We start from the raw sequence: 24,067 nt of genomic DNA, 5'->3' as shown, positions 1-24,067 counted from the left end.
ACGCGGTGCACGCGCGCGTGCACCATGGAAGTCACGCCGAAGAACAAGGATGGCGTCAAGAGGCTTCAGGTTGCGGAGGGCTTCCGTTACCCAGCCGGTACGCGGTCACGGACGACTGCTACGACACGTGTCCGATTGCTACCGGATCGTGATGCTCAAGTTCCCCTCAGATGTAATGACGCTGGTCGTACGGGGTTACTACTGTCCTCCGAAACCGAGGAGGACGGAGCCAAAGAGCGATGACCGAAGTATCGGTGGCCAAGGACGCTGTGGCCGCGACCGACGAACTGGTCGTCCTGAAGAGCGTCAACAAGCACTTCGGCGCGTTGCACGTGCTCCAGGACATCGACCTGACGATCGCCCGTGGCGAGGTCGTCGTGGTCATCGGACCCTCCGGGTCCGGGAAGTCCACCCTGTGCCGCACCATCAACCGCCTGGAGACGATCGACTCGGGCGACATCTCGATCGACGGCAAGCCGCTGCCCGCGGAGGGCAAGGCGCTCGCCCGGCTGCGGGCCGACGTGGGCATGGTCTTCCAGTCCTTCAACCTCTTCGCGCACAAGACGGTGCTCGACAACGTGATGCTGGGACAGGTCAAGGTCCGCAAGAGCGACAAGAAGGCCGCCGAGGAGAAGGCCCGCGCACTGCTCGACCGCGTCGGCCTCGCCAATCAGGCGGACAAGTACCCCGCTCAGCTGTCGGGCGGCCAGCAGCAGCGCGTCGCGATCGCGCGAGCACTGGCGATGGACCCCAAGGTCATGCTCTTCGACGAGCCGACCTCGGCGCTGGACCCCGAGATGATCAACGAGGTCCTCGAGGTCATGCAGCAGCTCGCGCGTGACGGCATGACCATGATCGTCGTCACCCATGAGATGGGCTTCGCTCGTTCGGCTGCCAACCGAGTGGTCTTCATGGCCGACGGTCGGATCGTCGAAGAGGCTGTGCCGGACCAGTTCTTCAGCAATCCCCGCAGCGACCGGGCCAAGGACTTCCTGTCGAAGATCCTTCACCACTGACGACCCCATCGCGTCTCTGACGACCTGCGTCATCCGCCCCTGACGGGCCCGCATCTCTTCACCAGTCAAAGGATGTTCACCATGAAGCTCCGCAAGGTCACCGTTTTCGCCACCACCGCCCTCGTCCTCTCCTTGACCGCGACCGCGTGTGGGGGCGACAACAAGGACTCCGGCTCGAGCTCCAGCGGAGGCGGCAAGATCAAGGTCGGCATCAAGTACGACCAGCCCGGCCTCGGCCTGAAGGAGCCGAACGGTTCCTTCTCCGGCTTCGATGTGGACGTGGCGACGTACGTGGCCAAGCAGCTCGGCTACAAGCCCAGCCAGATCGAATTTGTCGAGACCAAGAGCGCCGACCGTGAGAACGCGCTGGCCCGCGGCGACGTGAAGTTCATCGCGGCCACGTACTCGATCACCGACGAGCGCAAGCAGAAGGTCGACTTCGCCGGCCCCTACCTGCTGGCCCACCAGGACCTGCTGGTCAAGGCCAACTCGGACATCTCCAAGGCCACGGACCTCAACGGCAAGAAGCTGTGTTCCGTGACCGGCTCCACCTCGGCGCAGAACATCCACGACACGATCGCCCCGAAGGCCAACCTGCGTGAGTACAGCGGCTACTCGGAGTGCATCGCGGGCCTGCAGAGCGGCGCCGTGGACGCGGTGACCACCGACGACTCGATCCTCGCGGGCTTCGCCGCCCAGGACAAGTACAAGGGTCAGTTCAAGCTCGCCGGCCTCAAGCTGAGCAACGAGAACTACGGCATCGGTGTCAAGAAGGGCGACACCGCGACGGTGAACAAGATCAACTCCGCGCTGGAGAAGATGGTCAGCGACGGCTCCTGGAAGAAGGCGGTCGAGAAGAACTTCGGCCCGGCCAACTACAAGAACGAGCCCGCCCCGAAGATCGGCGTCATCGTCAAGTAACCCAGGGATTCACCGGCGCGCCGCCGCCCGCCGCGATCACGGCGGCGGCGCGCCGCGCCCTCCACGTACGCCACACACCCGGAAGCGCGGGAGATCGTGTTCGACTTTCTGCAAGGTTATGACGTCCTCGGGGCGTTCTGGACGACGGTGAAACTCGCCGCCCTCTCCGCCGTCGGCTCCCTCGTCCTGGGCACCGTGCTCGCCGCGATGCGGGTCAGCCCGGTCCCGCTCATGCGCGGGTTCGGCACCGCCTATGTGAACATCGTCCGGAACATCCCCCTGACCGTCATCATCGTCTTCTCCTCGCTCGGCCTCGCCGACATCTTCGGTGTGACGATGGGCGCGTCCGACGACTTCAAGGTCCAGGGCTTCCGGCTGGCGGTGCTCGGTCTCGTGGCGTACCACGCGGCCTTCGTCTGCGAGGCGGTGCGCTCCGGTATCAACACCGTGCCCGTCGGGCAGGCCGAGGCGGCACGCGCCATCGGGCTGAGCTTCAGTCAGGTCCTGCGGATCATCGTCCTCCCGCAGGCCTTCCGTTCGGTGATCGGACCACTGGCAAACGTACTGATCGCGCTGACCAAGAACACGACCGTGGCGGCCGCGATCGGCGTCGCCGAGGCGGCCAGCCTGATGAAGTCCATGATCGAGAACGAGGCCCAGACGGTGGCCATCGGCGCGGTGTTCGCGTTCGGCTTCGTGGTACTGACCCTGCCCACCGGCCTCTTCCTGGGCTGGCTGGGGAAGCGACTGGCGGTGAAGCGATGACCTCCGTTCTCTACGACGCCCCCGGCCCCCGGGCCAAGCGCCGCAATGTGTTCGTCTCCGCGGTCTTCGTCGTCCTGCTCGCCCTCCTCCTTTGGTGGATATGGCGGACGATGGACGACAAGGGCCAGCTGAAGTGGTCCCTATGGGAGCCGTTCACCACCTCGGAAGCCTGGACGACGTATCTACTGCCGGGCCTGCGCAACACGCTGAAGGCCGCGGCGCTCTCCATGGTTATCGCGCTCCCGCTGGGCGCGTTCTTCGGCATCGCACGCATGTCCGACCACCGGTGGGTCCGGGTCCCGGCCGGCGTGGTGGTCGAGTTCTTCCGGTCGATCCCGGTACTCCTGCTGATGCTGTTCGCCAACGAGTTCTATGTGCGCTCCACGGACATCAGCAGCGACCAGCGACCCCTGTACGCCGTCGTCACCGGCCTGGTGCTCTACAACGCCTCGGTCCTCGCCGAGATCGTACGAGCGGGCATCCTCGCCCTGCCCAAGGGGCAGACGGAGGCCGCCTACGCGATCGGTCTGCGCAAGGGCCAGACGATGACCAGCATCCTGCTCCCGCAGGCGGTCACCGCGATGCTGCCGGCCATCGTCAGCCAGCTCGTCGTCATCGTGAAGGACACCGCGCTGGGCGGCGCGCTGCTGACGTTCCCGGAGCTGCTCAACGCGCGCAGCACCCTCGCGGCCAATTACGCCAACGTCATCCCGAGCTTCATTGTGGTGGCGATCATCTTCATCGTGCTGAACTTCCTCCTGACCAGCTTCGCGAGCTGGCTGGAGGGCAGGCTGCGGCGCAGCAAGAAGAGCACGGGCGCGGTTCTCGGCGCCGATGACGCGGTGGAGCTCAACCCCGCCGAGGTCAGGGGTTCCTTCGGCACCGGTGACGGCGGCTCGATCTGATGAACAGTCAAGTGGCATGAACGGCACGGGGGCAGCGGCATGATCGCCACTGCCCCCGTCACTTGACGCAAGCACCGGCAATGGGTTGCATACGTTCTGTGATCGTGCACCCCGCCCCAACTGCCTGTTCCCCCATGTCCCTCAGGACACCGCTCCGGGCAGGGGGCAGCGCGCCGTGGACCCGGTGATCATCGTCGGAGCGGGGCCCGTGGGGCTCATGCTCGCCCTGGCGCTGGCTCGCCAGGAGGTCCCCTCCGTGGTTCTCGACGAGGGGCCGGGCAAGGACGAACAGCGGCTCGCACGGACAGTGATACTGCGCGAGGACACTGCAGCGCTCATCGAGCGGCTGACGGGGTTTCCCCCCTCCGAGGCCGGTTTCCATTGGACCGGATGGCGGTCGATGCGCCGCAAGCAGGTGATGCGCGAGATCGACTTCGGCGACGGCGCACCCGGCGCCACGCGCGGCGCCCGGGACAGCGCGCACGGCTCGGGAAGCGGCGCGCCGGAGTACGAACGCGCCGACGTGCCCGCCCCGCTGCACATCGCCCAGCACGCGCTGACCGGTGCCCTGCGCGACGCCATCGTGCACGAGCCGCTGATCAAGGTCGCCGTGGACAGCCGCCTCGACTCCATCGAGCAGGAGACATCGGGCGTGACCGCGCACACCCGCGGCCCCAGGGGCACGTGGTGGCGCGGCAGTTATCTCGTCGGCTGCGACGGGCCGCGCTCGACAGTGCGCAAACTCCAGGACATCCGCTTCCCCGGGCGTACGGCCGTCGAGCGACACGCCGTGGCGGCACTGCGTACGGAACTTCCGTGGCCCGGCGAGGCGTTGTTGCATCGGATGCCGCCGTGGCGGACGTCGGGCCCCTCGGCCGGGGAGGTGACCGCGCGTCCTCTCGCCGACGACGCATGGCGCCTGGACTGGCTGCTGCCACCCGGCAAGGACCTGGTCACGCCTGACCTGCTGCTGGCGCGCATCCGGGAGACTCTCGCGGGCTGGAGCGGGGGCTCCACACCGCCGTACGAGCTGCTCGACACCGGAGTCCACACCGTCCACCACCGCCTCGCCCGCCGATGGCGGGCCGGCCGGGTCTTCCTCGCCGGGGACGCCGCCCACCTGCTCGGCGCGCTCGGCAGCCAGGGCCTGGACGAGGGTCTGCGGGACGCCGACAACCTCGCCTGGAAGCTGGCGCTGGCCTGGCACCATGGGCCGCACGAGACGCTGCTGGACAGCTACCAGGTGGAGCGGCGCTCCGTCGTGGCCGCCCGGCTGCGCGCCGCCGACCAGGCGCTGCCGCTGCTGCGCGGCGGCGGAGGCCTGCGCTCGTACGTGCCTGGGTCTGCCCGCGGCCACGACGCGCTGCTCACGGACGGCCACCTGGGGCGGGGCCCGCTGGGCGCGCCGGGGGTGTACGCCGATTCGCCGCTCTCGCCTCCCTACGCCGAGTGGGCCGCCCCGGTGGATACGGCACCCGGTGCGCCGGTCACCGATGTGCGGGTGACCGCGGAGGACGGCTCCTTCGTCCGGCTGCGGGAGCGGCTGGGACGCGGGGTCCTGCTCGTCGTGCTGATCGCACCGGGTACGGGAGTGTGGGAGCGCAAGCACTGGGTGACCGCCGGGATCATGCCCCGGCTCGCGGCCGCCGTGACCGCGCTGCCACACTCCGCCGAGCTGCTGGTCGCCGAGAGCTACCCCGGCGCGGCCGCGCACACGGTGCTCCTCGTCCGCCCCGACGGCCACCTGGTCAGCGCGCTCAGCGGGGTCCGCCCAGCGGATCTGTACGCGGCGGCCGAGGCAACGCTCGGCGGACCGACGAAGGCGGAGGCCACTGTGGGTACGGGCTGAGCCCACCGTGACATGGCGCAGGCGGAGCCGACGGTGACGGTACGGGCCATCGGGGAGGGGGCGCCGGAGCCTGTGGGGACGGTCCGGGCCACCGCCGGGGATCGCCGGCGTCCGAACCCGTGGTGCCGTCCGAGCCACCACCGGAGACCTGGGTCGTGCCAGCCCGTGGTGACCGTGCGAGCCGTGGCCGGAGACGGAGCCGAACCAGCCGTGGTGACGGCCCATCGCCCAAGACTGGAGCCGAACCAACTGCGGCGACAGGCCGAGCCACCACCCCAGGACCAGAGCCGGACCAGCCGTGGTGACGGCGCGGACCGCCCGGAGTCCGGCTTGGTCGAGTCCCCGGTCCACCGTCCGGACCGCCCGCGACCTGGGGTGTCGTAGCCCGATGCCTGACCGGGCTCAGGGCCCTCGGCCGTCAGCCCTCAGCCCTCAGCCCTCAGCGGTCAGCGGTCAGCGGTCAGCGGTCAGCGGTCAGCATGGTGACCGTGCGTCCACATAGTGACGGTGAGTTGACCGGTCTGCACCACCATGGTGTACTCCGGATCGTGACCGACACCTGTGTGCGCCTGTGGCGGAGGGTCCATATGGACCTCGTCCGCTATGCGGGCTGCGTGTGTCGCCCGTCCTGCTGAATTCGCATCCCATCACCTCCGCGCGCCGCCCGTGTGCTGCCGCGCGCTCCCACGCGAACCCTCAGGACGGTACGAGTGTCTGTGTCCCCTTCTGTTTCCGCACCCACACAAGCTGCCCCCCAGGCTCCCACCCAGGCCGACCTGCTCGACTTCGTACGCCGTACGGCCGCCGACGCCGAGCTGATCGACTCGCTCCCGCTCGACCCCGAAGGCCGTACCTGGGTGCGCCTCGAAGGCCCCGGCGGCAGTGAGGCCTGGCTCATCGGCTGGCCTCCGGGCACCGGAACCGGCTGGCACGACCACGCCGAGTCGGTCGGCGCCTTCGTCACCGCGTCGGGCGAGCTGAAGGAGAACTCGCTCACCGCCCGGTTGCCCGCCGACGGCTGGAAGACCCTGGAACTCGCCGAAGGCATCGACCGGGAGCGAACACTGCCGGCGGGCAAGGGCCGCTCCTTCGGCCGCCACCACGTGCATGAGGTACTCAACGAGGCCACCGAAAAGCACGCGATCTCGGTCCACGCCTACTACCCGCCGCTCCCGCAGATCCGCCGTTACAGCCGCACGGGCCAGGTGCTGCGCCTGGAGCAAGTCGAGCGTCCCCAGGACTGGCAGTGAGCACCCACCGCCCCGTGGGCATCGACGAGTTGCTGGAACAGGTCCGCGAGAGGCTGGATCGTGTGGAGGCCAAGGAAGCCTACGAAGCCGCACAGGCGGGCGAGGTGCTCCTGGTCGACACCCGGTACGCCGCCCTGCGCGAGCGCGATGGGCTGATCCCCGGCGCCCTCGTCGTCGAGCGGAACGAATTGGAGTGGCGACTCGACCCCCAGGGCAGCCACCGCTCCCCGGAGGCCACGAGCCACGATCTGCGGGTCGTGGTGTTCTGCAACGAGGGCTACGCGTCGAGCCTCGCGGCCGCGTCCCTGCGGCAGTTGGGACTGCGCCGTGCCACCGATCTCGTCGGAGGTTTCCAGGCCTGGAAAGCGGCCGGGTTCCCGGTGACCGCAGCCTAGGCCGCACAGAATTCCTCAGGCCGCCCGGAGAGTCCGTCGAGTCGTGCGGAAGGCTCTATACGTCGTACAGAAGGTTCTTCAAGTCCTACACAGTGGTGGGCACCCCTCGATGTAAGGGGCGCCCACCCTGGAGTACTGCCCCTTACTCCTTGGCTGTGGCCACCGCGACGGGACGAACCTGCAGAGCGACCCGGCCCGGCAGCGCGGTGGCGACGAGGGCGAGTACTCCGGCCACGGCGACGACCGCCACGTACACCAGTGGCGTGACCGCCGGAGCCGCGCTGCCCGTCATCCCGACGCTGAAGGCGGTCAGGACGGCGAGCGCGATTCCGCTGCCGAGCGCGGCGGCGAGCAGCAGGACCGACAGCGCCTCGGTCCGCAGCATCCGCAGCACCTGTCGGCGGGTCGCCCCGGCGAGACGGAGCATCGCGAACTCGCGGACCCGCTCGGAGACCGACATGGCGAGCGTGTTGACGACGGCGATGGCGGTGAAGGCCAGGACCAACCCCATGGCGAGGTAGTTGACCTCCGCGTTCGCCTGCTGGCGCGCGGCCTGGATCGAATCGGCTGCGGCCGGTGCGAGGACATGGACCGCCGGGAACTCACGGAGAGTAGTCGCGAGTTGTGTCTGTGTACGGGCGGTGCTGACGAGGACGGAGGTGGCGAGCGGGTTGTCCACATGTCGGGCGACCAGGTCGTGGGCGAAGGTGAGGTCGCCGAACCCGAGACCCTTGGCGTAGACGGCGGCGACGGCGAGCGTGACGGGCGTGCCGTCGCCGAGAGCGAGCTTCAGGGTGCTGCCGGGCCTCAAGTGGAGCTGATCAGCGGCGAGTTCACTGACGGCGACGGTGGTGTCCTTGAGGCCGTTCAGGGAGCCCGCGGTGACGTCGGGGTCCCACGTGCGGGTCAGACCGGCCGGCGTGACGCCCTGGGCCGCGTACTTGTCCAGACCCACGCGGACGGTCGTACGGACCACTTCGGTGACGACGTCGTGGTGCGTACGCAACTGCCGCGCGGCCTCGGCCGGGACGCCGGGGCCCTGGGCGGCGAGCACCCAGTCGGCGCGGACGCCTTCGCGTGCCTGGGCGCGGGCCGCGTCGCCGAGGGTCGGCTGGGCAAAGAGAACGGTGCAGGTCATTCCGATGAGGAGGGTGAGGGGAGTGACGACGGAGGCCATGCGGGCCGCGTTGCCGCGGAGGTTGGCGCGTGCGAGACGGCCCCCGGGACCGGTCAGCCGCAGCGGACCGGAGAGGGCGGCCGCGGCCGCCTTGACCAGGAGCGGGCCGAGCAGTGCCACGGCGGAGGCGAGTACCACGACGGCCAGGAAGGTCACGGGGGTTGAGGCGGGCTCGGTGCGCAGCACGCTGAGCACGGCGACGAGGACGGCGCCGCCCGCGAGCACCGCGAGACCGGCGAGCATGCGTCCCCATGCGGGGCGAGTGCGCTCGGCCTGGGCTTCAGCGAGCGCTTGGGCGGGGCGGATCCGGGTGATTCGGCGGGACGAGATACGCGCGGCGGCCCAGGCGCCGAGCAGAGTGGCGGTGACCGCGGCGAACAACGGGAAGACGCTGACGGTGTGCTGAAGCGTGGCCGGGACGGCGCCCATGGCGACGAACCGGCTGTGCAGCCAGCTGCCCAGCGGCAGTCCCGCGAGCGCGCCGAACGCACCGGCGGCCGCCCCGACGATCAGGGCCTCCCTGCCGAGGAGGGCGCGGATCTGGCCCGGCGTGGCGGCGATGGCGCGCAGCAGGGCGAGTTCGCGATGGCGTTGCTGCACGGAGAGCGCGAAGGTGCCGACGACCACCAGCACGGCCACGAGCAACGAGGTGCCGCCCATCGCACCGCCCATGCTGACCAGCTTCGTCCGGGCGGCGGCCGCGTCCAGGAACTCGACCGGGCCACGCTCGTCTCCCGCGCTGACCTGCGCGGTGGTGCCGTGCAGCGCCTGGGCCACGGACTGCTTGAGGGTGGCGATGTCCGTGCCCTTGGCGGGCAGCACGCCGAAGGCCGTGACCTGCCCGGGGTGTGCGGCCAGACGCCGGGCCTCGGAGGCCGAGAAGAAGAGGGACGTCTGGTGGAGTACGGCCTTGGCCGGCTCGGCGACTCCGGTGACCCGATAGGTACGCGGGGACTGCGTCGACTGGACGGTGAGGCGATCGCCGGGCTCGAGGTGGGCCCGCTCCGCGAACTGACGGTCGACGACGAGGTCGCCATCGGTCTTGGGTGCGGTTCCGGTGGTGAGCGTGTACGGCGTCAGCGCGGCGGAGTCCCAGGCGTGACCGTAGACGGGCCGGTTCTTGTCGACGCTTCCGGTGGAAGTCAACGGCTGGGCCAGGAAGGTCAGTTCGGGGATGACGCGGTCCACCCCGGGGGCCCGGCGGAGCCGCGCGGCGAGGTCGCTCGACAGCCAGGCCCGCTCGGCAATGGGCTTGGCCTTGTGCTTGACCTTGGTCTTGCCCTTCTTGTGCTTGACGGTGGTCTGGTGGACGTTCTGGTCGGCCGACACCACGACGGGGGTCGCGGCATACCGCTCGGTGCGGATCGTCCCGCGCAAGCCCGTCTCGAGCAGGGTGCCGCAGGCGGTGATGAGGGCGGCCGCGCACATCAGGGCGAGGAAGGCGCCGAGGAAGCCGCCTTTGCGGGCTCGGACGGTCTGCAGGGCGTAGCGCAGCATCATGAAGGGTCGCTCTCTCTTCTGTTGTGGTGTGCGTTGGCGTCTCCGCCGTGAGGCGCCGGGCGGCCCTCGGGCTCGGCGTCGGGGGCCGGGAAGGCAAGAAACCGGGTGAGTACCATGCGCGCGTCGGGCGGGGTGTCGGCCTCAGCGCGCTTGTAGCGGTTGAGGAGAGCGATGTACTCCTCGAAGAACGCACGGAGTTCGGGGAGCGTCAGCCGGATGCTGCCGCGCGAGTACGGGAAGGCGTCGGCCCAGGGATCATCGCCCGCGTCTCCCTGGAGCTGCAGCCGCTCGAAGAGTTCGAGGTCGGCGGCGTACGCGTGATGGTTCAACTCGTCCATGACGAGCCGCATCTCGGGGCTCTGACGGCTGCGCGGCGGAAAACGCCGGTCCCCGGGGACGGCCCGCCACCAGCGCCGGCGGCCGTGGCCGTTGCCCTCTACCTGTTCCTCCACGAAGCCGTACCGCGCGAGTTCGCGCAGGTGGTAGCTGGTGGCTCCCGTGTTCAGCCCCAGCGCTCGGGCGAGCGTCGCCGACGTGGCGGGGCCGTGCACAGTGAGGTGCTGGAGCATGCGCTGCCGACGGGGCTGCGCGAGGGCCTTGAGCGCGGCGAGGTCGGAGAGCTCGATGGGGGCGTGCGGCGCCTTCGGGGGTACTTCCGTTTCCGCGCCGGGTTCCTGTGCCATGCGTACACAGTCGTCTGTGCACAGGTGTCTGTGCATTGCGGCGGCCCGGCGTCTTCAGCCGGGGGTTAACCCCACCCAGGCGAACGGAAGTTGAGCCGCCACCCCCGGCCCCCGGGCAGTCCGGCCGCGGGCCCTGAACGCGATCGGCGCCCCCGCGCGTCTACCGTGTTCAGGGCCCGCGGTCGGACTGCGGTGACCCGGCCGAACCGGGTTCTGCGTTCCCGGGTTCTGTGTTCCCAGGTTCCGGGACATGCCGGGAACTCTCGGCCAACGCTCTCCGGGCGTTCATGGCGCCAGACCTTCTTCTCCCCGAGGGAGTTCAGAAACCCGTGGGTAGGGGCGGCGGGGGCGAGAATCCTCCCCGAGGGGGTCAGAACCCCTCGTCCCCGAGCCCCTCCGTGTCCTCGCCCTCTTCCTCCAGCGCCTGGCGGACCACGCGCAGCGCCATGCCCTCTGAGTAGCCCTTGCGGGCGAGCATGCCCGCGAGGCGCCGCAGCCGCTTGTCGCGGTCGAGGCCGCGCGTGGACCGCAGCTTGCGGGCGACCAGCTCGCGCGCGGTCGCCTCCTCCTGCTCGGAGTCGAGTTGCCCGACGGCCTCGTCGATCAGCGTCGAGTCCACGCCCTTGGTCCGCAGCTCCTGCGCGAGCGCCCGTCTGGCCAGACCCCGGCCGTGGTGCCGGGACTCCACCCAGGCGTCCGCGAAGGCACTGTCGTTGATCAGGCCGACCTCCTCGAACCGTGACAGCACCTCGTCCGCCACGTCGTCCGGGATCTCGCGCTTGCGCAGTGCGTCCGCGAGTTGCTTTCGCGTGCGCGGAGTCCCGGTGAGCAGGCGTAGACAGATCGCCCGCGCCCGCTCAGCCGGGTCCCCTGGGGGCTCCCCCTTCTCGGCCGTCGACGAGGAAGGGGCGCCTCCGTCCTGTGGGTCGCCGGACGGCTCGCCGAAACCGGCACGCCTCCGACGCCCTCGTCCGCCACGTGGCCCGCCGTCACCACGCCGGCCAGTGCCTCGGCGCGGGCCATCACCCGGTGAACCGTGACCGCCCGGCAGACCGTCACCGCGCCGCGGGCCTCCGTCCGGCGAACCTTCGCCGTCCGGATCCCCGCCGTAGAGCCCGTCGGCGCCGTACGTCCCACCGCCGTACGCCCCGGCGCCGCCGTATCCCCTCTCACCGTCTCCGGCCGAGCCGCCATTGCCCCCGTGGTACCCCTGCCCTGGCCCCTCAGGGGCGACAGGGTAGGCGTACTCGGCCCAGTCGGTTCGTCGCGTCACGGGCTAGCTCTTCGCCGCCGTGGCCTTCGACTTGGTGGCCTTGGCCGCCGGAGCGGACACCGTCTTCGCGGCGTCGTCCGGGGTGGCCGAGACCGCCGCGTCCGCGCCCGGCTCGGCGGTGGGCTCCTCGGGCTTCACACCGACGCCCAGCTTCTCCTTGATCTTCTTCTCGATCTCGTTGGCGAGGTCGGGGTTGTCCTTCAGGAAGTTGCGCGCGTTCTCCTTGCCCTGGCCGAGCTGGTCGCCCTCGTACGTGTACCAGGCGCCGGCCTTGCGGACGAAGCCGTGCTCCACGCCCATGTCGATCAGGCCGCCCTCGCGGCTGATGCCCTGCCCGTAGAGGATGTCGAACTCGGCCTGCTTGAAGGGCGGCGCGACCTTGTTCTTCACGACCTTGACGCGGGTGCGGTTGCCGACCGCGTCGGTGCCGTCCTTCAGCGTTTCGATGCGACGGATGTCGAGCCGCACCGAGGCATAGAACTTCAGCGCCCGGCCACCCGTCGTGGTCTCCGGAGAGCCGAACATCACGCCGATCTTCTCGCGGAGCTGGTTGATGAAGATCGCGGTGGTCTTCGACTGGTTGAGCGCGCTGGTGATCTTCCGCAGGGCCTGGCTCATCAGACGGGCCTGCAGACCCACGTGCGAGTCACCCATCTCGCCCTCGATCTCCGCGCGCGGCACCAGGGCGGCGACGGAGTCGATGACGATGAGGTCGAGTGCACCGGAGCGGACCAGCATGTCCACGATTTCCAGAGCCTGCTCGCCGTTGTCCGGCTGCGACAGGATCAGGTTGTCGATGTCGACGCCGAGCTTCTTCGCGTACTCGGGGTCGAGGGCGTGCTCGGCGTCCACGAAGGCCACCTGGCCGCCGGCCTTCTGCGCGTTCGCCACCGCGTGCAGCGTCAGCGTCGTCTTACCGGAGGACTCCGGGCCGTACACCTCCACCACTCGGCCTCGCGGCAGGCCGCCTACACCCAGGGCGACGTCGAGCGCGGTCGACCCGGTGGGGATGACCTCGATGGGCTCATTCGGCCGCTCGCCCAGGCGCATCACGGCGCCCTTGCCGAATTGCCGTTCAATCTGTGCGAGCGCGGCGTCGAGCGCCTTCTCGCGGTCGGTTCCTGCCATGGGTTCCACCCGGTTTGCTTGAGTCGATCGCTTCACGTCAAAGACGCTAACGCCTGCCACTGACAATGCGCCCCGACGCCCGTCCGGCCTGTGGATAACTCGGGCACATCTCCATGAAAACCCTGACGAAATCCCCGTCGAGAGCCCAGCCGGAACCTCCATAAGAATGGATGTTCGATTTTCGTGTCAAGCGCACCACACGGCATCCACACGGCATCTCCGAGACTACGTTCGCGGTCTGACACCACCCCGGATTTCCCGTCGGCACGGGTTCGACACCGGGCTACTCTCCCGGACGTACGGCGGGTGTCTTCGGCCGTACGACGACGTCGTGGGGGCTGCCCGCGAAGCTTGAGCCATGGAAACCACGAGGTCCCAGTCCCTGGCGCCCCTGAAGCTCACGCTGACGCCGTTGAAGCTCACGCTCCGTCCGGCCGAGCGGCTCTGCTACGCGACGGGCGCCCTGCTCGTCGTCTCGGGACTCGTGCATCTGGCGGTCTTCGCTGTCGATGGCGGGCCCTGGGACGGGCCCGTCTCCTGGCGCAAGCCCATCACCTTCGGGCTCTCCTTCGGGCTGACACTGATCGCAATCACGTGGGTCACGTCGTATCTGCGCGTCGGGACGCGGCTGCGCACCCCGTTGCTCGTCGTATTCGCCGCCGACTGTGCCGTGGAGGTCGGCGGGATCACCCTGCAGGCGTGGCGCCGGGTGCCCTCGCACCTCAACGTGGAGACCGGCTTCGACACGTCGGTGTCCATGACGCTCGCTGTGGGCGGCGGGGTTCTCGTGGTGCTGCTCACCGTGTTCGCGCTCGCCTCGTTCCGGAACCGGCCCACGGGCCCCCTGGGCATGCCACTCGCGCTGCGCTCCGGGTTCGCGATCCTGCTTGTCGCGCTGCTGTCGGGCGCCGCGATGATCGCGCGCGGGGTGGTCCTCACTCGCACCGGCCACCAGGATGCGGCCTACCATTCGACGGCCCCGCTCAAGCCGCTGCACGGAGTGAGCCTGCACGCCGTGCTGGTGCTGCCCGCGCTGGCTTGGCTGCTGTCCCGTACGTCCTGGAGCGACCGCGTCAGGCAGCGGAGCATGTATGCCGCGGTCGGCTGCTACGTGGTGGCCGTGGTCGGCGGCTGTGTGTGGGCGGTCCTCACCTGGTGAACATCACCGGCCGAACAGTCCCCGCACGCGCGCGAAGAGACGGCCTTGGGCCCCTGTCCGGTGCCCGTGCACCCGGGGGTCGTCCGTGACGTCGTACCGCTTCACATACGCCCCCAGGAAGGCCTGCAGGGTGGCGACGGCGGGGATGGCGATCAGCGCGCCGACGGCGCCGAGAAGCGCGGTGCCCGCGATGACCGACCCGAAGGCGACGGCGGGATGGATGTCGACGGTCTTGGCAGTCAGCTTGGGCTGCAGGACATAGTTCTCGAACTGCTGGTAGAGCACGACGAAGATGAGCACCCACAGCGCGTACCAGGGGTCGATCGTGAAGGCGATCAGCATCGGCAGGGCGCCCGCGAGATAGGTGCCGATGGTGGGGATGAACTGCGAGACCAGGCCCACCCAGACGCCGAGCACGGGCGCGTAGGGCACACCCAGGGACTCCAGCAGGATGTAGTGCGCGATGCCGGAGATCAGCGCCATCAGACCGCGTGAGTACAGATAACCGCCGGTCTTGTCGACGGCGATCTCCCACGCGCGCAGCACCTCGGCCTGCCGGGCCGGCGGCAGCACCGAGCACAGCGCGCGCCGCAGCCGTGGTCCGTCGGCGGCGAAGTAGAACGAGAACAGCGCGATCGTCAGCAGCTTGAAGAGGCCGCCCAGCACCTGCGCGGACACATCGAGGACGCCGGTGGCGCTGTTCTGCACGTACTTCCGCAGCCAGTCGGAGTGGACCAGGCTGTCTTGGATGTCCACCCGTCTCAGGTCCGTGTGGAAGTGGGTGTTGATCCAGTTGATGACCGAGTCGAGGTAGTCGGGGAAGCCCTCGATCATCTTGATGATCTGGCCCGCGAGCATCGAGCCCATCAGCGTGATGAATCCGGCGATAGCGATCATCGCGCCGAAGAAGACGAGGAAGGTGGCCAGTCCTCTGCGCATGCCGCGCGAGGCCATCCAGCTCACCGCGGGTTCTATCGCGAGAGCCAGGAAGAACGCGATGAGGATGTTGATCAGCAGGCTGGTGAGCTGGTGGAACGCCCAGCTGCCCAGCTGGAAGACGGCGACGAGCGCGAGGGCGAGCACCATGGCGCGCGGCAGCCAGCGCGGCATGCGGACGCCGGGGGCTGCCGTGTCCGCGGCCGGGGGGCCACTGGGCGGCGTCGTGCCGAACGGTGATGACTGCTGGGCGACCTGCGCGGTCTCGTCTGTCGGGGCCACGGGTGCAAGTCTCGCCCACACCTCCGACAATCGACCCCCGCCCCCCGGATCCTCGTGACCCGTCAACGGTTTTCGTACGGAACGTTCATGGCCGTGCACACCACGCGCCACACGTCCTTGGCTTCCCAGCCGGCGTTCAGAGCCTCGTGCACGGTGCGCCCACCGAGCTCCGTCATCACGTGATCGCGCGCGAAGGTATCGGCGTACCCCGCACCGAAGTGATCCGCCATCCGCTGCCAGAAGACCGTCAACCGCATGACTCCAGTATCCCGCCCCTGAGAGTGGGCCCGAGCCGGGACCGCTTGCCGAGACCGCTTTCCGTCCTACGGTCTGACGCATGGCCGAAACAGGAGCATCCCCACTCCCCCCGACGCCCCCGGCGCACTCCCCGCTCTCTCGCGCCGAGCACTTCGTCTGGCTCACCGCGCGCGTGCTGGAGCAGCGCCGGTTCGAATATCACTTCCTCGACGGCGGTGCCGACGCGGTGGAGACCGCGCTGGCCGCCTACCGCAACGAGGACGAAGGGTACGGTCACGCGCTCGAACCGGATCTGCGCGGCCCGGTCAGCCAGCCGCTGCACACCGGGCACGCGCTGCGCGTGCTGGACTCGATCGGGCGCTGCGGCGGACAGCGCGTGGAGCGCGTGTGCCGCTATCTGACCTCCGTGTCGACGGCGGACGGCGCGCTGCCGGCGATCCACCCCAGCCAACGCGGATATCCGGCGGCTCCTTTCGTGCCGGTCGTCGACGATCCGCCGAGCGAACTCCTCGCCACCGGGCCCGTGGTGGGCCTGCTGCACCACAACGAGGTGTGGCACGCGTGGCTGTTCCGGGCCACCGACTTCTGCTGGCAGGCTGTCGAGTCCCTGGAGAAGTCCCATCCGTACGAGATCGAGGCCGCCGTCGCCTTCCTGGACTCCGCGCCCGACCGTCCACGCGCGGAGGCGGCTGCCGACCGTCTGGGCCGCCTGGTGCGCGATCACCGGCTCGCGGCGCTGGACCCGGAGCGCCTTGAGGCGTTTCCGGTCGCGCCCGGTTACGCGCCGGGCGAGCACCACTTCCCGCACGACTACGCGAAGACTCCCGGCTCGCTCGCGCGCGCGTGGTTCACCGACGAGGAGATGGCACGCTCGCTCGACCACCTGGCCGACGAGCAGGAGGAGGACGGCGGCTGGCCGGTCCGCTGGCGTCAGTGGGCGCCGGGCACCGCCCTGGAATGCCGCCCCATGGTGACGATCGAGGCGCTGCGCACGCTCCGGGCGTACGGACGGTCGATCGGCTGACGTTCAGGAACGCGAGCGGACGGTCATGGGGGGACGGCGGAGCGCCGTTCAGTGGAGCAGTCCCAGCGTTGTGGCGGTGGCCCTGCGGTCCTGCTGGTGGGCGAGGTGGATCTTCTGCGCTGCCCTCGGAGAGGGCAATGGGTCCGTACGCACGCAGGCGTACGGACCGTGCGCGTACGGACCGATCGTGTGTCCCGACGTCAGCCGGTCATCGCCCGCACCCCCGCGGTCACCACCACTGCCGCGGCGACGACGAGCAGGAAGGGAGCCCGCAGAATCAGTGCGACGGCCGCCGCGGCCAGTCCCGCCGCCTTCGCGTCCACGACCAGGACGCGCCCCTCGGCGAAGGTCTGCTGGGCCGTGAGGGCGGCGAGGAGGGCGACCGGCAGCAGGGCAGCGAGGCGCTGTACGAGCGGCCGCTCCAGCACGCCGGCGGGGACCAGCAGCCCGATGAGTTTGACCGCGTAGCAACCGACGGCGGTCGCGCCGATGGCGATCCAGATGTTCAACGGTCTTCCCCAGATGCGTCGTTGGCGGTCTTCACACTGCGGCGCCCCTCTACGTAGAGGACGGCGGGAGCGGCCAGCGCGGCCACCAGCACGGGAACTCCGGCAGGCAGCACGGGCAACAGACCGAGCCCCAGAAGGACAGCGATACCCGCGGCCGCGCGCTCGGTGGTGGTCTTCAGCATGGGTGCGAGCAGCGCCAGGAAGACAGCGGGCCCGGCAGCGTCCAGCCCCCACGCGTCGGTGTCACCGATGGCCTCGGCTCCGACGGCGCCGAGCAGAGTGGTGAGATTCCACAGCACGTACAGGGAGAGCCCTGTGACGGTGAAGCCGATGCGGACGCCGCGGCGGGTGGGCTGAGCGAGCGCGACCGCCGTGGTCTCGTCGATGACCCACTGCGCGGCGAACGGGCGCACCGCGCGCGGGAGGGCGAGCAGTTGCGACAGGCGCAGCCCGTAGAAGGCGTTGCGCACCCCGAGGAAGAAGGCGCCCGCGGCCGCAGTCAGGGGGTTGCCCCCCGCCGCGAGCGCGCCCACCAGTGCGAACTGCGAGGCACCGGTGAACACCAGGAGGCTGAGCACGCACGTCTGCAGCAGCGTGAGCCCGCTGCCGGCCGAGGTCACTCCGAAGGCGAAACCGGACAGCCCGACGGCGACCCCGACTCCCAGGGCGTCCCGGACCACGGCAGCATCGGGTTTTCCGACGTCTCCACTGCGTCCGGCGTCTCCTTGGCGTCCGGCGTCTCCTTGGCGTCCGCCGGCTGCGCCGCGTCCGGCGTCTCCACCCCGTCCGGCGTCTCCACCGCGTTCGCCGTCTCCACCGCGTATGTCTGCGAGAGCTGTCTGTTCTGCCACGCCCTGGACGGTACGAGTAGTCCGCCGTCACCGTCTTGTACGTTCTTGCGCTCGCGCTGGTAGGCGCCCGGGGGCACACCCACGATCCGGGTGAAGTGCCGATTGAGGTGCGGCTGATCGGTGAAGCCGACGGCTACGGCAGCCTCGGCAGGCGCGGCGCCGACGTCCAGGAGGTGGCGTGCCCGGCGTACGCGGGCGTCGGTCAGCCAGGTGTGGGGCGGCATGCCGTAGACGTCCCGGAACGCGCGCAGGAGTGCGAACGGGCTGGTGCCGAGGTCGGCGGCGAGCCGCTCCAGGGTCGGAGGCGCGGCCATCTGCTCCTCCAGCACGGCACGCGCGCGTGCAGCGATGCGAGCGCCCGCGGTGCGTACGGCCCGCTGCGGCAGCGGGCCTCCGTTCAGGCGCAGCAGCCGGGTCACCGCCACGCGCAGCAGGGTGTCGGCGGCGAGCGCGTTGCCCTCCTCCGCGGCCCGCAGTACCTGGTGGACCAGGCCCGCCGCGTACGGGTCATCGAGCACCGGACTGGTGAATCCGGGGGCGCCGCGGATCGTGGTCGTCTCGGCGGCGATCTCGGCCACCAGCTCCGGCGACGGGTACACGGCCCCGTACCGCCAGCCTTCGGGGACCCCGGCGCGACCGGTGTGCGGAGTGTCCGGGTTGACGAGCGCCAGGGCGCCGGGGCCCGCGTACTGATCGGCACCGCCGTGGTGGAAGACCTCGACACCCTCTGCGATGGCGGCGATGACGAAGTTCTCGTGAGTGTGCCGCACGAAGATCTTCTCGACGTAGCTGGCCCGCAACAGATCGACACCGGGCAGTTCCGCGTACTGCCAGTGCCGAGCCCGCTCCTCCGAAGCCGCCATGTCCCCCATTCTGCGCCAGCGGCCGCAGGCACCTCCCGGTCCGCGGCCGACCCCGCTCACGGCCTCGCTGTCACCGCCCGCCGTCCGCCGGCCGGCCACCAGCACCAGCACCAGCACCAGTCAATGCGAACCTCTGCGGCCGGGCAAAGACTGCCACCGTCTCCCAGCAAGGCACCCCACATCCCCCACCCCGTCGAGTCGGCCGCCTACCCTCCACCGCCACGACATTTGCGCAGGTCAAGGCCATTGTCAGTGGCCGGGTGCAGGATGGACGCATGGTCAGCTCCGCACACCGAGCCCTCGACGGCTTCTCCCCCGCGACCCGCGGCTGGTTCACGGGGGCCTTCTCCGCGCCCACCGCGGCCCAGGCCGGGGCATGGGCAGCCATCGGTGCGGGCTCGGACGTCCTGGTCGTCGCCCCGACAGGCTCCGGCAAGACCCTGGCCGCGTTCCTCGCCGCACTCGACCAGCTGGCCTCGACCCCGCCGCCGGCGGACCCCAAGAAGCGCTGCCGGGTGCTCTACGTATCACCGCTGAAGGCCCTCGCGGTGGACGTCGAGCGGAATCTGCGCAGCCCGCTGACCGGCATGCGACAAGAGGCGGTGCGGCTCGGCCTGCCCGAGCCGGAGGTGAAGGTGGGCATCCGCTCCGGCGACACCCCGGCCGCCGAGCGCCGCGCGCTGGCCACGCGCCCGCCGGACATCCTGATCACGACCCCTGAGTCACTGTTCCTGATGCTGACGTCGGCCACGCGCGACGCGCTGACGGGCATCGAGACGGTGATCCTGGACGAGGTGCACGCGGTAGCGGGCACCAAGCGCGGCGCCCATCTGGCGCTCACCCTGGAGCGGCTCGACGAGCTGCTGCCCAAGCCCGCCCGCCGCATCGGCCTCTCCGCGACGGTCCGTCCGGTGGACGAGGTCGCGCGCTATCTGTCCCCCCGGCGCAAGGTGGAGATCGTCCAGCCGCCGTCCGGCAAGGAGTTCGACCTCTCCGTGGTCGTCCCGGTGGAAGACTTGGGCGAGTTGGGCGGCTCCCCGGTCGCCGAGGGCAATGAGGGCGCCGAGAAGCCCTCCATCTGGCCTCATGTCGAGGAGCGGATCACCGACCTGGTCCAGTCCCACCGTTCGACGATCGTGTTCGCCAACTCGCGCCGCCTGGCGGAGCGCCTCTGCAACCGGCTCAACGAGATCGCGTACGAGCGGGCGACCGGCGAACCCCTCGAAGAGGCGCACGCCCCCGCCCAGCTGATGGGCGGCTCGGGCGCGGCCCAGGGGGCTCCGCCCGTCATCGCCCGCGCCCACCACGGGTCCGTCTCCAAGGAACAGCGGGCCCTGGTCGAGGAGGACCTGAAGGCGGGCCGGTTGCCCGCGGTGGTCGCCACCTCCAGTCTCGAGCTGGGCATCGACATGGGCGCGGTGGACCTCGTCGTCCAAGTGGAGTCACCGCCGTCCGTGGCCTCCGGGCTCCAGCGCGTGGGGCGCGCGGGACACCAGGTGGGCGCGGTCTCCACGGGCGTCGTGTTCCCCAAGTACCGCGGCGACCTGGTCCAGGCAGCCGTGGTCACCGAGCGGATGCGCACCGGCTCCATCGAGTCCCTGCGGGTCCCCGCCAATCCCCTGGACGTGCTGGCCCAGCAGCTCGTCGCCATGACCGCGCTCGACACCTGGCAGGTCGACGACCTGCTCGCCACGGTCCGCCGGGCGGCCCCCTTCGCGTCGCTCCCGGAGTCGGCGTTCACGGCCGTGCTCGACATGCTCGCGGGCCGCTATCCGTCCGACGCCTTCGCGGAGCTCAGGCCCCGCGTGGTGTGGGACCGCGTCGCCGGTACGGTCACCGGGCGCCCCGGTGCGCAGCGCCTCGCCGTCACGTCCGGGGGCACCATCCCCGACCGCGGACTCTTCGGGGTCTTCTTGGCGGGGGCCGACCCCAAGAAGGGCGGCGGCCGGGTCGGCGAGCTCGACGAGGAGATGGTCTACGAGTCCCGCGTCGGCGACGTCTTCACGCTGGGAACCAGCTCCTGGCGCATCGAGGACATCACCCGAGACCGCGTTCTGGTCTCCCCCGCCCCCGGAGTCCCGGGGAGGCTGCCCTTCTGGAAGGGCGACCAACTCGGCCGCCCGCTCGAACTGGGCCGCGCGGTCGGCGCGTTCCTCCGGGAGGTCGGCTCTCTCCGGCAGGAAGACGCCCGACTCCGACTGCTCGCCGCGGGCCTGGACGCCTGGGCCGCCGACAACGTGCTGTCGTATCTCGCCGAACAGCGCCAGGCGTGCGGGCACATCCCGGACGACCGGACCATCGTCGTCGAACGCTTCCGCGACGAGCTGGGGGACTGGCGAGTCGTCGTGCACTCCCCCTTCGGCGCCCAGGTCCACGCCCCCTGGGCCCTCGCACTGGGCGCCAAGCTCTCCGAGCGGTACGGCATGGACGCCCAGGTCATGCACGCCGACGACGGCATCGTGCTGCGCCTGCCCGACGCCGACCTGATGGGCCTGGATCTGCTCGACCAGACCCCCATGAAGGCGGGCACGGAGTACGACGCGGACCAGGCGCCGGTCGGCGCGGCGGACGTCGCCTTCGACAAGGGCGAGGTCGACCAGATCGTGACCGACCAGGTGGGCGGCTCGGCACTGTTCGCCTCTCGTTTCCGCGAGTGCGCCGCCCGCGCGCTGCTGCTGCCGCGCCGCAACCCCGGCAAGCGAACCCCACTGTGGCAGCAGCGGCAGCGCGCCGCACAACTGCTCCAGGTGGCCAGCGAGTTCGGCTCCTTCCCGATCGTCCTGGAGGCGGTCCGCGAATGCCTCCAGGACGTCTTCGACGTCCCTGGCCTCACGGAGCTGATGGGCGACATCGAGTCCCGCAAGGTGCGCCTGGTCGAGGTCACCACACCGGAGCCTTCCCCCTTCGCCCGCTCACTCCTGTTCGGATACGTCGCGCAGTTCCTGTACGAGGGCGACTCACCGCTCGCCGAGCGCCGCGCCGCCGCCCTGTCGCTCGACTCACGGCTGCTGGCCGAGCTCCTCGGCCAGGCCGAGCTGCGCGAGCTCCTCGACGCCGATGTCCTGGCCGAGCTGGAGCGGGAGCTCCAATGGCTCACGGAGGACCGTCGCGTCAAGGACGGTGAAGGCGTCGCCGACCTGCTGCGTCTGCTGGGCCCGCTCACGGACGCCGAGCTGGCCGAGCGCGGCGCCGAGCCGCAATGGGCCCAGGAGTTGGCAGCCGCGCGCCGCGCCATCCGGGTCCGGATCGCCGGGGCCGACCACTGGGCGGCTATCGAGGACGCCGGCCGACTACGCGACGCACTTGGTACGGCGCTCCCGGTCGGCGTCCCCGAGGCCTTCACCGAGCCGGTCAAAGACCCGCTCGGCGACCTTCTCGCGCGATACGCGCGCACCCACGGCCCGTTCACTTCGACGACGGCAGCCGCCCGCTTCGGTCTCGGTACGGCGGTCACCGACGGAGCGCTGCAGCGACTCGCCGCGAACGGCCGTGTCGTACAGGGAGAGTTCCATCCGGCGGGCATCGGCCAGGAGTGGTGCGACGCGGCGGTGCTGCGGCGGCTGCGGCGCCGTTCGCTCGCGGCCCTGCGCCATGAGCTGGAGCCGGTGCCGCCCGCCGCGCTCGCGCAGTTCCTGCCGCAGTGGCAGCACGTGGGCAGCGGGCACGGACTGCGCGGTATCGACGGACTGGTGCGCGCCATCGAGCAGTTGCAGGGCGCTTCCGTGCCCGCGTCCGCGCTGGAGAAGCTCGTCCTGCCGTCCCGGGTCGCCGGGTACGCCCCGGCGATGCTCGACGAGCTCACGGCCGCCGGGGAGGTCGTCTGGGCCGGTGCGGGAGCACTGCCCGGCAAGGACGGCTGGGTCTCGCTGTATCTGGCGGACGCGGCCCCACTGCTCCTGCCGGCCCCGCACCCCCTGGAACTGACCGCGCTGCACCAGTCGATCCTGGACACCCTCTCCGGGGGCTACGGCCTGTTCTTCCGTCAGATCGCCGACCAGGTGCGCGCCACCACGCATCCCGACGCCACAGATCCCCAACTGGCCGACGCCGTCTGGGACCTGGCCTGGTCCGGATGCCTCACGAACGACACGCTCGCGCCGATGCGCTCCCTTCTGGGCTCGGGCCGTACGGCCGGGTCCACGGCCCATCGCGCCAAGCGTTCGGTCCCACGCGGGCGCTACGGCTCCCTGACCGGCGCCGCGCGCCCCCAGTCCCGTACGGGCCCGCCGACCGTGGCGGGCCGCTGGTCGCTGCTGCCCGGGCGCGAGCCCGACCCCACCGTGCGCGCCCACGCCCTGGCCCGCACCCTGCTCGACCGGCACGGTGTGGTGACCCGAGGCGCTGTCGCCGCGGAGGGCGTCGAGGGCGGTTTCTCGGCGGTGTACCGCATCCTGTCCGCCTTCGAGGACAGCGGCCAGGCGCGCCGCGGCTATGTGGTCGAAGGCCTCGGCGCTGCCCAGTTCGCGATGGACGGCGCGGTGGACCGTCTGCGCGCCGCGGCGAACGCGCGGGACCGGGGCGAGGCCCTGTCCGATTCTGGCCTCGCGAACGGATTCCCGGGCTCGCAGGGTTTCCCGGCCGACGGCAGGCGCACGAACGGCCGCCCAGGCACCCCGGGCCCAGGGCATGCCCACGGCTTCCCGGACGGCTCCGGCTTCGGCAACGCCCACGGCTTCCCCGACGACCCCTCCTTCGCCGACGACGACGGCTTCGCGAGCAGCACCGGTTTCGCGGACGACCACACCTTCACGGCCGATCACGCCTTCCCGGACGACCACACGTTCGCGGCGGACTCCGCCTTCTCGGCCGAGCCCCCGGGCCGGGCCTTCCCCAGCAGCCCCGCGTTCTCGAACACCCGCGCCCGCACCCGGGAGACCACCCAAGCCGTGGTCCTCGCCGCGGCCGACCCCGCCAACGCCTACGGCGCGGCCCTGCCGTGGCCAGACCCCCCGACAGAGGCCGGGCACAAACCGGGCCGCAAGGCGGGCTCCCTGGTCGTGCTGGTCGACGGCGAGCTCACCCTGTACATGGAGCGCGGCGGCAAGACCCTGCTGGCCTGGCCCTCCGACCCGGACGGGTCGGTCACGGAGGACATACGTCTGCGCGCTGCCGCCGAGGCCCTCGCCACGGCGGCCCGTGCGGGCTCCCTCGGCACGGTCACTGTGGAGCGCGTCAACGGCGCCTCCGCGCTGACATCCCCACTGGGCACCCTGCTGGAGACGGCGGGCTTCATCGCGACGCCCCGCGGACTGCGGCTTCGCGCGTAAGCCCCGGGGCCGTGCGGCACGCCCCCTACCGGACAACCCGTGCCACCCTTGAACCC

The 24,067-nt window shown here is 70.7% G+C and carries 20 protein-coding genes; 11 read left to right on the top strand and 9 right to left on the bottom strand.

Annotation, left to right across the window (positions count from 1 at the left end; translation table 11 throughout):
• The first annotated feature begins 239 nt into the window (after nucleotides 1-239).
• From ACIBK0_RS25125 to ACIBK0_RS25090, 8 genes are all read left to right on the top strand, one after another.
• Complete coding sequence (locus ACIBK0_RS25125) at nucleotides 240-1,016, top strand: amino acid ABC transporter ATP-binding protein (protein WP_399084071.1); 777 nt, start codon at nucleotides 240-242, stop codon at nucleotides 1,014-1,016.
• Between the two features lie 81 nt (nucleotides 1,017-1,097).
• Nucleotides 1,098-1,937, top strand: a complete 840-nt coding sequence (locus ACIBK0_RS25120) for a glutamate ABC transporter substrate-binding protein (RefSeq protein ID WP_399084068.1) — start codon at nucleotides 1,098-1,100, stop codon at nucleotides 1,935-1,937.
• 96 nt (nucleotides 1,938-2,033) lie between these two features.
• Nucleotides 2,034-2,702: an amino acid ABC transporter permease gene (locus ACIBK0_RS25115; RefSeq protein ID WP_399084065.1), complete on the top strand. Its 669-nt coding sequence runs from the start codon at nucleotides 2,034-2,036 to the stop codon at nucleotides 2,700-2,702.
• Nucleotides 2,699-3,607 (top strand): amino acid ABC transporter permease, encoded by a 909-nt coding sequence (locus ACIBK0_RS25110; protein WP_399084062.1) that lies wholly within the window; start codon nucleotides 2,699-2,701, stop codon nucleotides 3,605-3,607. The genes ACIBK0_RS25115 and ACIBK0_RS25110 overlap by 4 nt, the downstream gene beginning before the upstream one ends.
• A gap of 175 nt (nucleotides 3,608-3,782) precedes the next feature.
• Nucleotides 3,783-5,456 carry an FAD-dependent monooxygenase gene (locus ACIBK0_RS25105; RefSeq protein ID WP_399084059.1) on the top strand — a complete coding sequence of 558 codons (1,674 nt, stop codon included), beginning with the start codon at nucleotides 3,783-3,785 and terminating at the stop codon, nucleotides 5,454-5,456.
• 479 nt (nucleotides 5,457-5,935) lie between these two features.
• Nucleotides 5,936-6,091: a putative leader peptide gene (locus ACIBK0_RS25100; RefSeq protein ID WP_399084055.1), complete on the top strand. Its 156-nt coding sequence runs from the start codon at nucleotides 5,936-5,938 to the stop codon at nucleotides 6,089-6,091.
• Nucleotides 6,092-6,166: 75 nt separating this feature from the next.
• A complete protein-coding gene (locus ACIBK0_RS25095; RefSeq protein WP_399084052.1) occupies nucleotides 6,167-6,706 on the top strand; it encodes a cysteine dioxygenase in 540 nt (179 codons plus the stop codon).
• Nucleotides 6,703-7,101, top strand: coding sequence for a rhodanese-like domain-containing protein (locus ACIBK0_RS25090; RefSeq protein ID WP_399084049.1), 399 nt, complete (start codon nucleotides 6,703-6,705; stop codon nucleotides 7,099-7,101). The genes ACIBK0_RS25095 and ACIBK0_RS25090 overlap by 4 nt, the downstream gene beginning before the upstream one ends.
• A gap of 142 nt (nucleotides 7,102-7,243) precedes the next feature.
• On the opposite strand, the gene ACIBK0_RS25085 is transcribed toward ACIBK0_RS25090, so the two are convergent.
• The 4 genes from ACIBK0_RS25085 to recA form a co-directional block, all read right to left on the bottom strand.
• A complete protein-coding gene (locus ACIBK0_RS25085; RefSeq protein ID WP_399084046.1) occupies nucleotides 7,244-9,778 on the bottom strand; it encodes an FtsX-like permease family protein in 2,535 nt (844 codons plus the stop codon).
• Nucleotides 9,775-10,461 (bottom strand): ArsR/SmtB family transcription factor, encoded by a 687-nt coding sequence (locus ACIBK0_RS25080; RefSeq protein WP_399084043.1) that lies wholly within the window; start codon nucleotides 10,459-10,461, stop codon nucleotides 9,775-9,777. The genes ACIBK0_RS25085 and ACIBK0_RS25080 overlap by 4 nt, the downstream gene beginning before the upstream one ends.
• A 370-nt stretch (nucleotides 10,462-10,831) precedes the next feature.
• A complete protein-coding gene (recX, locus tag ACIBK0_RS25075; RefSeq protein ID WP_399084041.1) occupies nucleotides 10,832-11,734 on the bottom strand; it encodes a recombination regulator RecX in 903 nt (300 codons plus the stop codon).
• Between the two features lie 3 nt (nucleotides 11,735-11,737).
• The gene (gene recA / locus ACIBK0_RS25070; RefSeq protein WP_399084037.1) at nucleotides 11,738-12,862 is read right to left on the bottom strand and encodes a recombinase RecA; all 1,125 of its coding nucleotides are present in this window, start codon (nucleotides 12,860-12,862) and stop codon (nucleotides 11,738-11,740) included.
• A gap of 358 nt (nucleotides 12,863-13,220) precedes the next feature.
• Here recA and ACIBK0_RS25065 point away from each other — a divergent pair, with 358 nt between their 5' ends.
• Entirely contained in the window at nucleotides 13,221-14,021 is an 801-nt protein-coding gene (locus ACIBK0_RS25065; RefSeq protein WP_399084034.1) for a hypothetical protein, read from the top strand.
• Between the two features lie 3 nt (nucleotides 14,022-14,024).
• Here the strand turns inward: ACIBK0_RS25065 and ACIBK0_RS25060 are convergent, their stop codons facing one another.
• Nucleotides 14,025-15,239, bottom strand: coding sequence for an AI-2E family transporter (locus ACIBK0_RS25060; protein WP_399084031.1), 1,215 nt, complete (start codon nucleotides 15,237-15,239; stop codon nucleotides 14,025-14,027).
• 62 nt (nucleotides 15,240-15,301) lie between these two features.
• Nucleotides 15,302-15,496 carry a DUF3046 domain-containing protein gene (locus tag ACIBK0_RS25055; RefSeq protein WP_189188176.1) on the bottom strand — a complete coding sequence of 65 codons (195 nt, stop codon included), beginning with the start codon at nucleotides 15,494-15,496 and terminating at the stop codon, nucleotides 15,302-15,304.
• An 80-nt stretch (nucleotides 15,497-15,576) separates the two neighbouring features.
• On the opposite strand from ACIBK0_RS25055, the gene ACIBK0_RS25050 reads away from it, so the two are divergent.
• The gene (locus ACIBK0_RS25050) at nucleotides 15,577-16,521 is read left to right on the top strand and encodes a hypothetical protein (RefSeq protein ID WP_399084028.1); all 945 of its coding nucleotides are present in this window, start codon (nucleotides 15,577-15,579) and stop codon (nucleotides 16,519-16,521) included.
• A gap of 200 nt (nucleotides 16,522-16,721) precedes the next feature.
• Here the strand turns inward: ACIBK0_RS25050 and ACIBK0_RS25045 are convergent, their stop codons facing one another.
• Genes ACIBK0_RS25045 through ACIBK0_RS25035 form a run of 3 tightly spaced genes read right to left on the bottom strand, consistent with a single transcriptional unit; the run spans nucleotide 16,722 to nucleotide 18,744 of the window.
• Nucleotides 16,722-17,030, bottom strand: a complete 309-nt coding sequence (locus ACIBK0_RS25045) for an AzlD domain-containing protein (protein WP_399084025.1) — start codon at nucleotides 17,028-17,030, stop codon at nucleotides 16,722-16,724.
• On the bottom strand, nucleotides 17,027-17,710 hold the full coding sequence (locus tag ACIBK0_RS25040; protein ID WP_399084022.1) for an AzlC family ABC transporter permease: 684 nt from the start codon (nucleotides 17,708-17,710) through the stop codon (nucleotides 17,027-17,029). Before ACIBK0_RS25040 ends, ACIBK0_RS25045 begins: the two co-directional genes overlap by 4 nt.
• On the bottom strand, nucleotides 17,647-18,744 hold the full coding sequence (locus ACIBK0_RS25035; RefSeq protein WP_399084019.1) for an AraC family transcriptional regulator: 1,098 nt from the start codon (nucleotides 18,742-18,744) through the stop codon (nucleotides 17,647-17,649). Before ACIBK0_RS25035 ends, ACIBK0_RS25040 begins: the two co-directional genes overlap by 64 nt.
• A gap of 275 nt (nucleotides 18,745-19,019) precedes the next feature.
• Between ACIBK0_RS25035 and ACIBK0_RS25030 the strand changes: the two genes are divergently transcribed.
• Complete coding sequence (locus tag ACIBK0_RS25030; RefSeq protein WP_399084016.1) at nucleotides 19,020-24,011, top strand: ATP-dependent helicase; 4,992 nt, start codon at nucleotides 19,020-19,022, stop codon at nucleotides 24,009-24,011.
• Nucleotides 24,012-24,067: the final 56 nt, after the last annotated feature.

Origin of the sequence: Streptomyces sp. NPDC050564 (assembly GCF_044457265.1) — a bacterium.
Classification (GTDB): domain Bacteria; phylum Actinomycetota; class Actinomycetes; order Streptomycetales; family Streptomycetaceae; genus Streptomyces.
The sequence above is the reverse complement of the archived record's forward strand: the minus strand, read 5'-3'. Positions and strand labels throughout refer to the sequence as shown.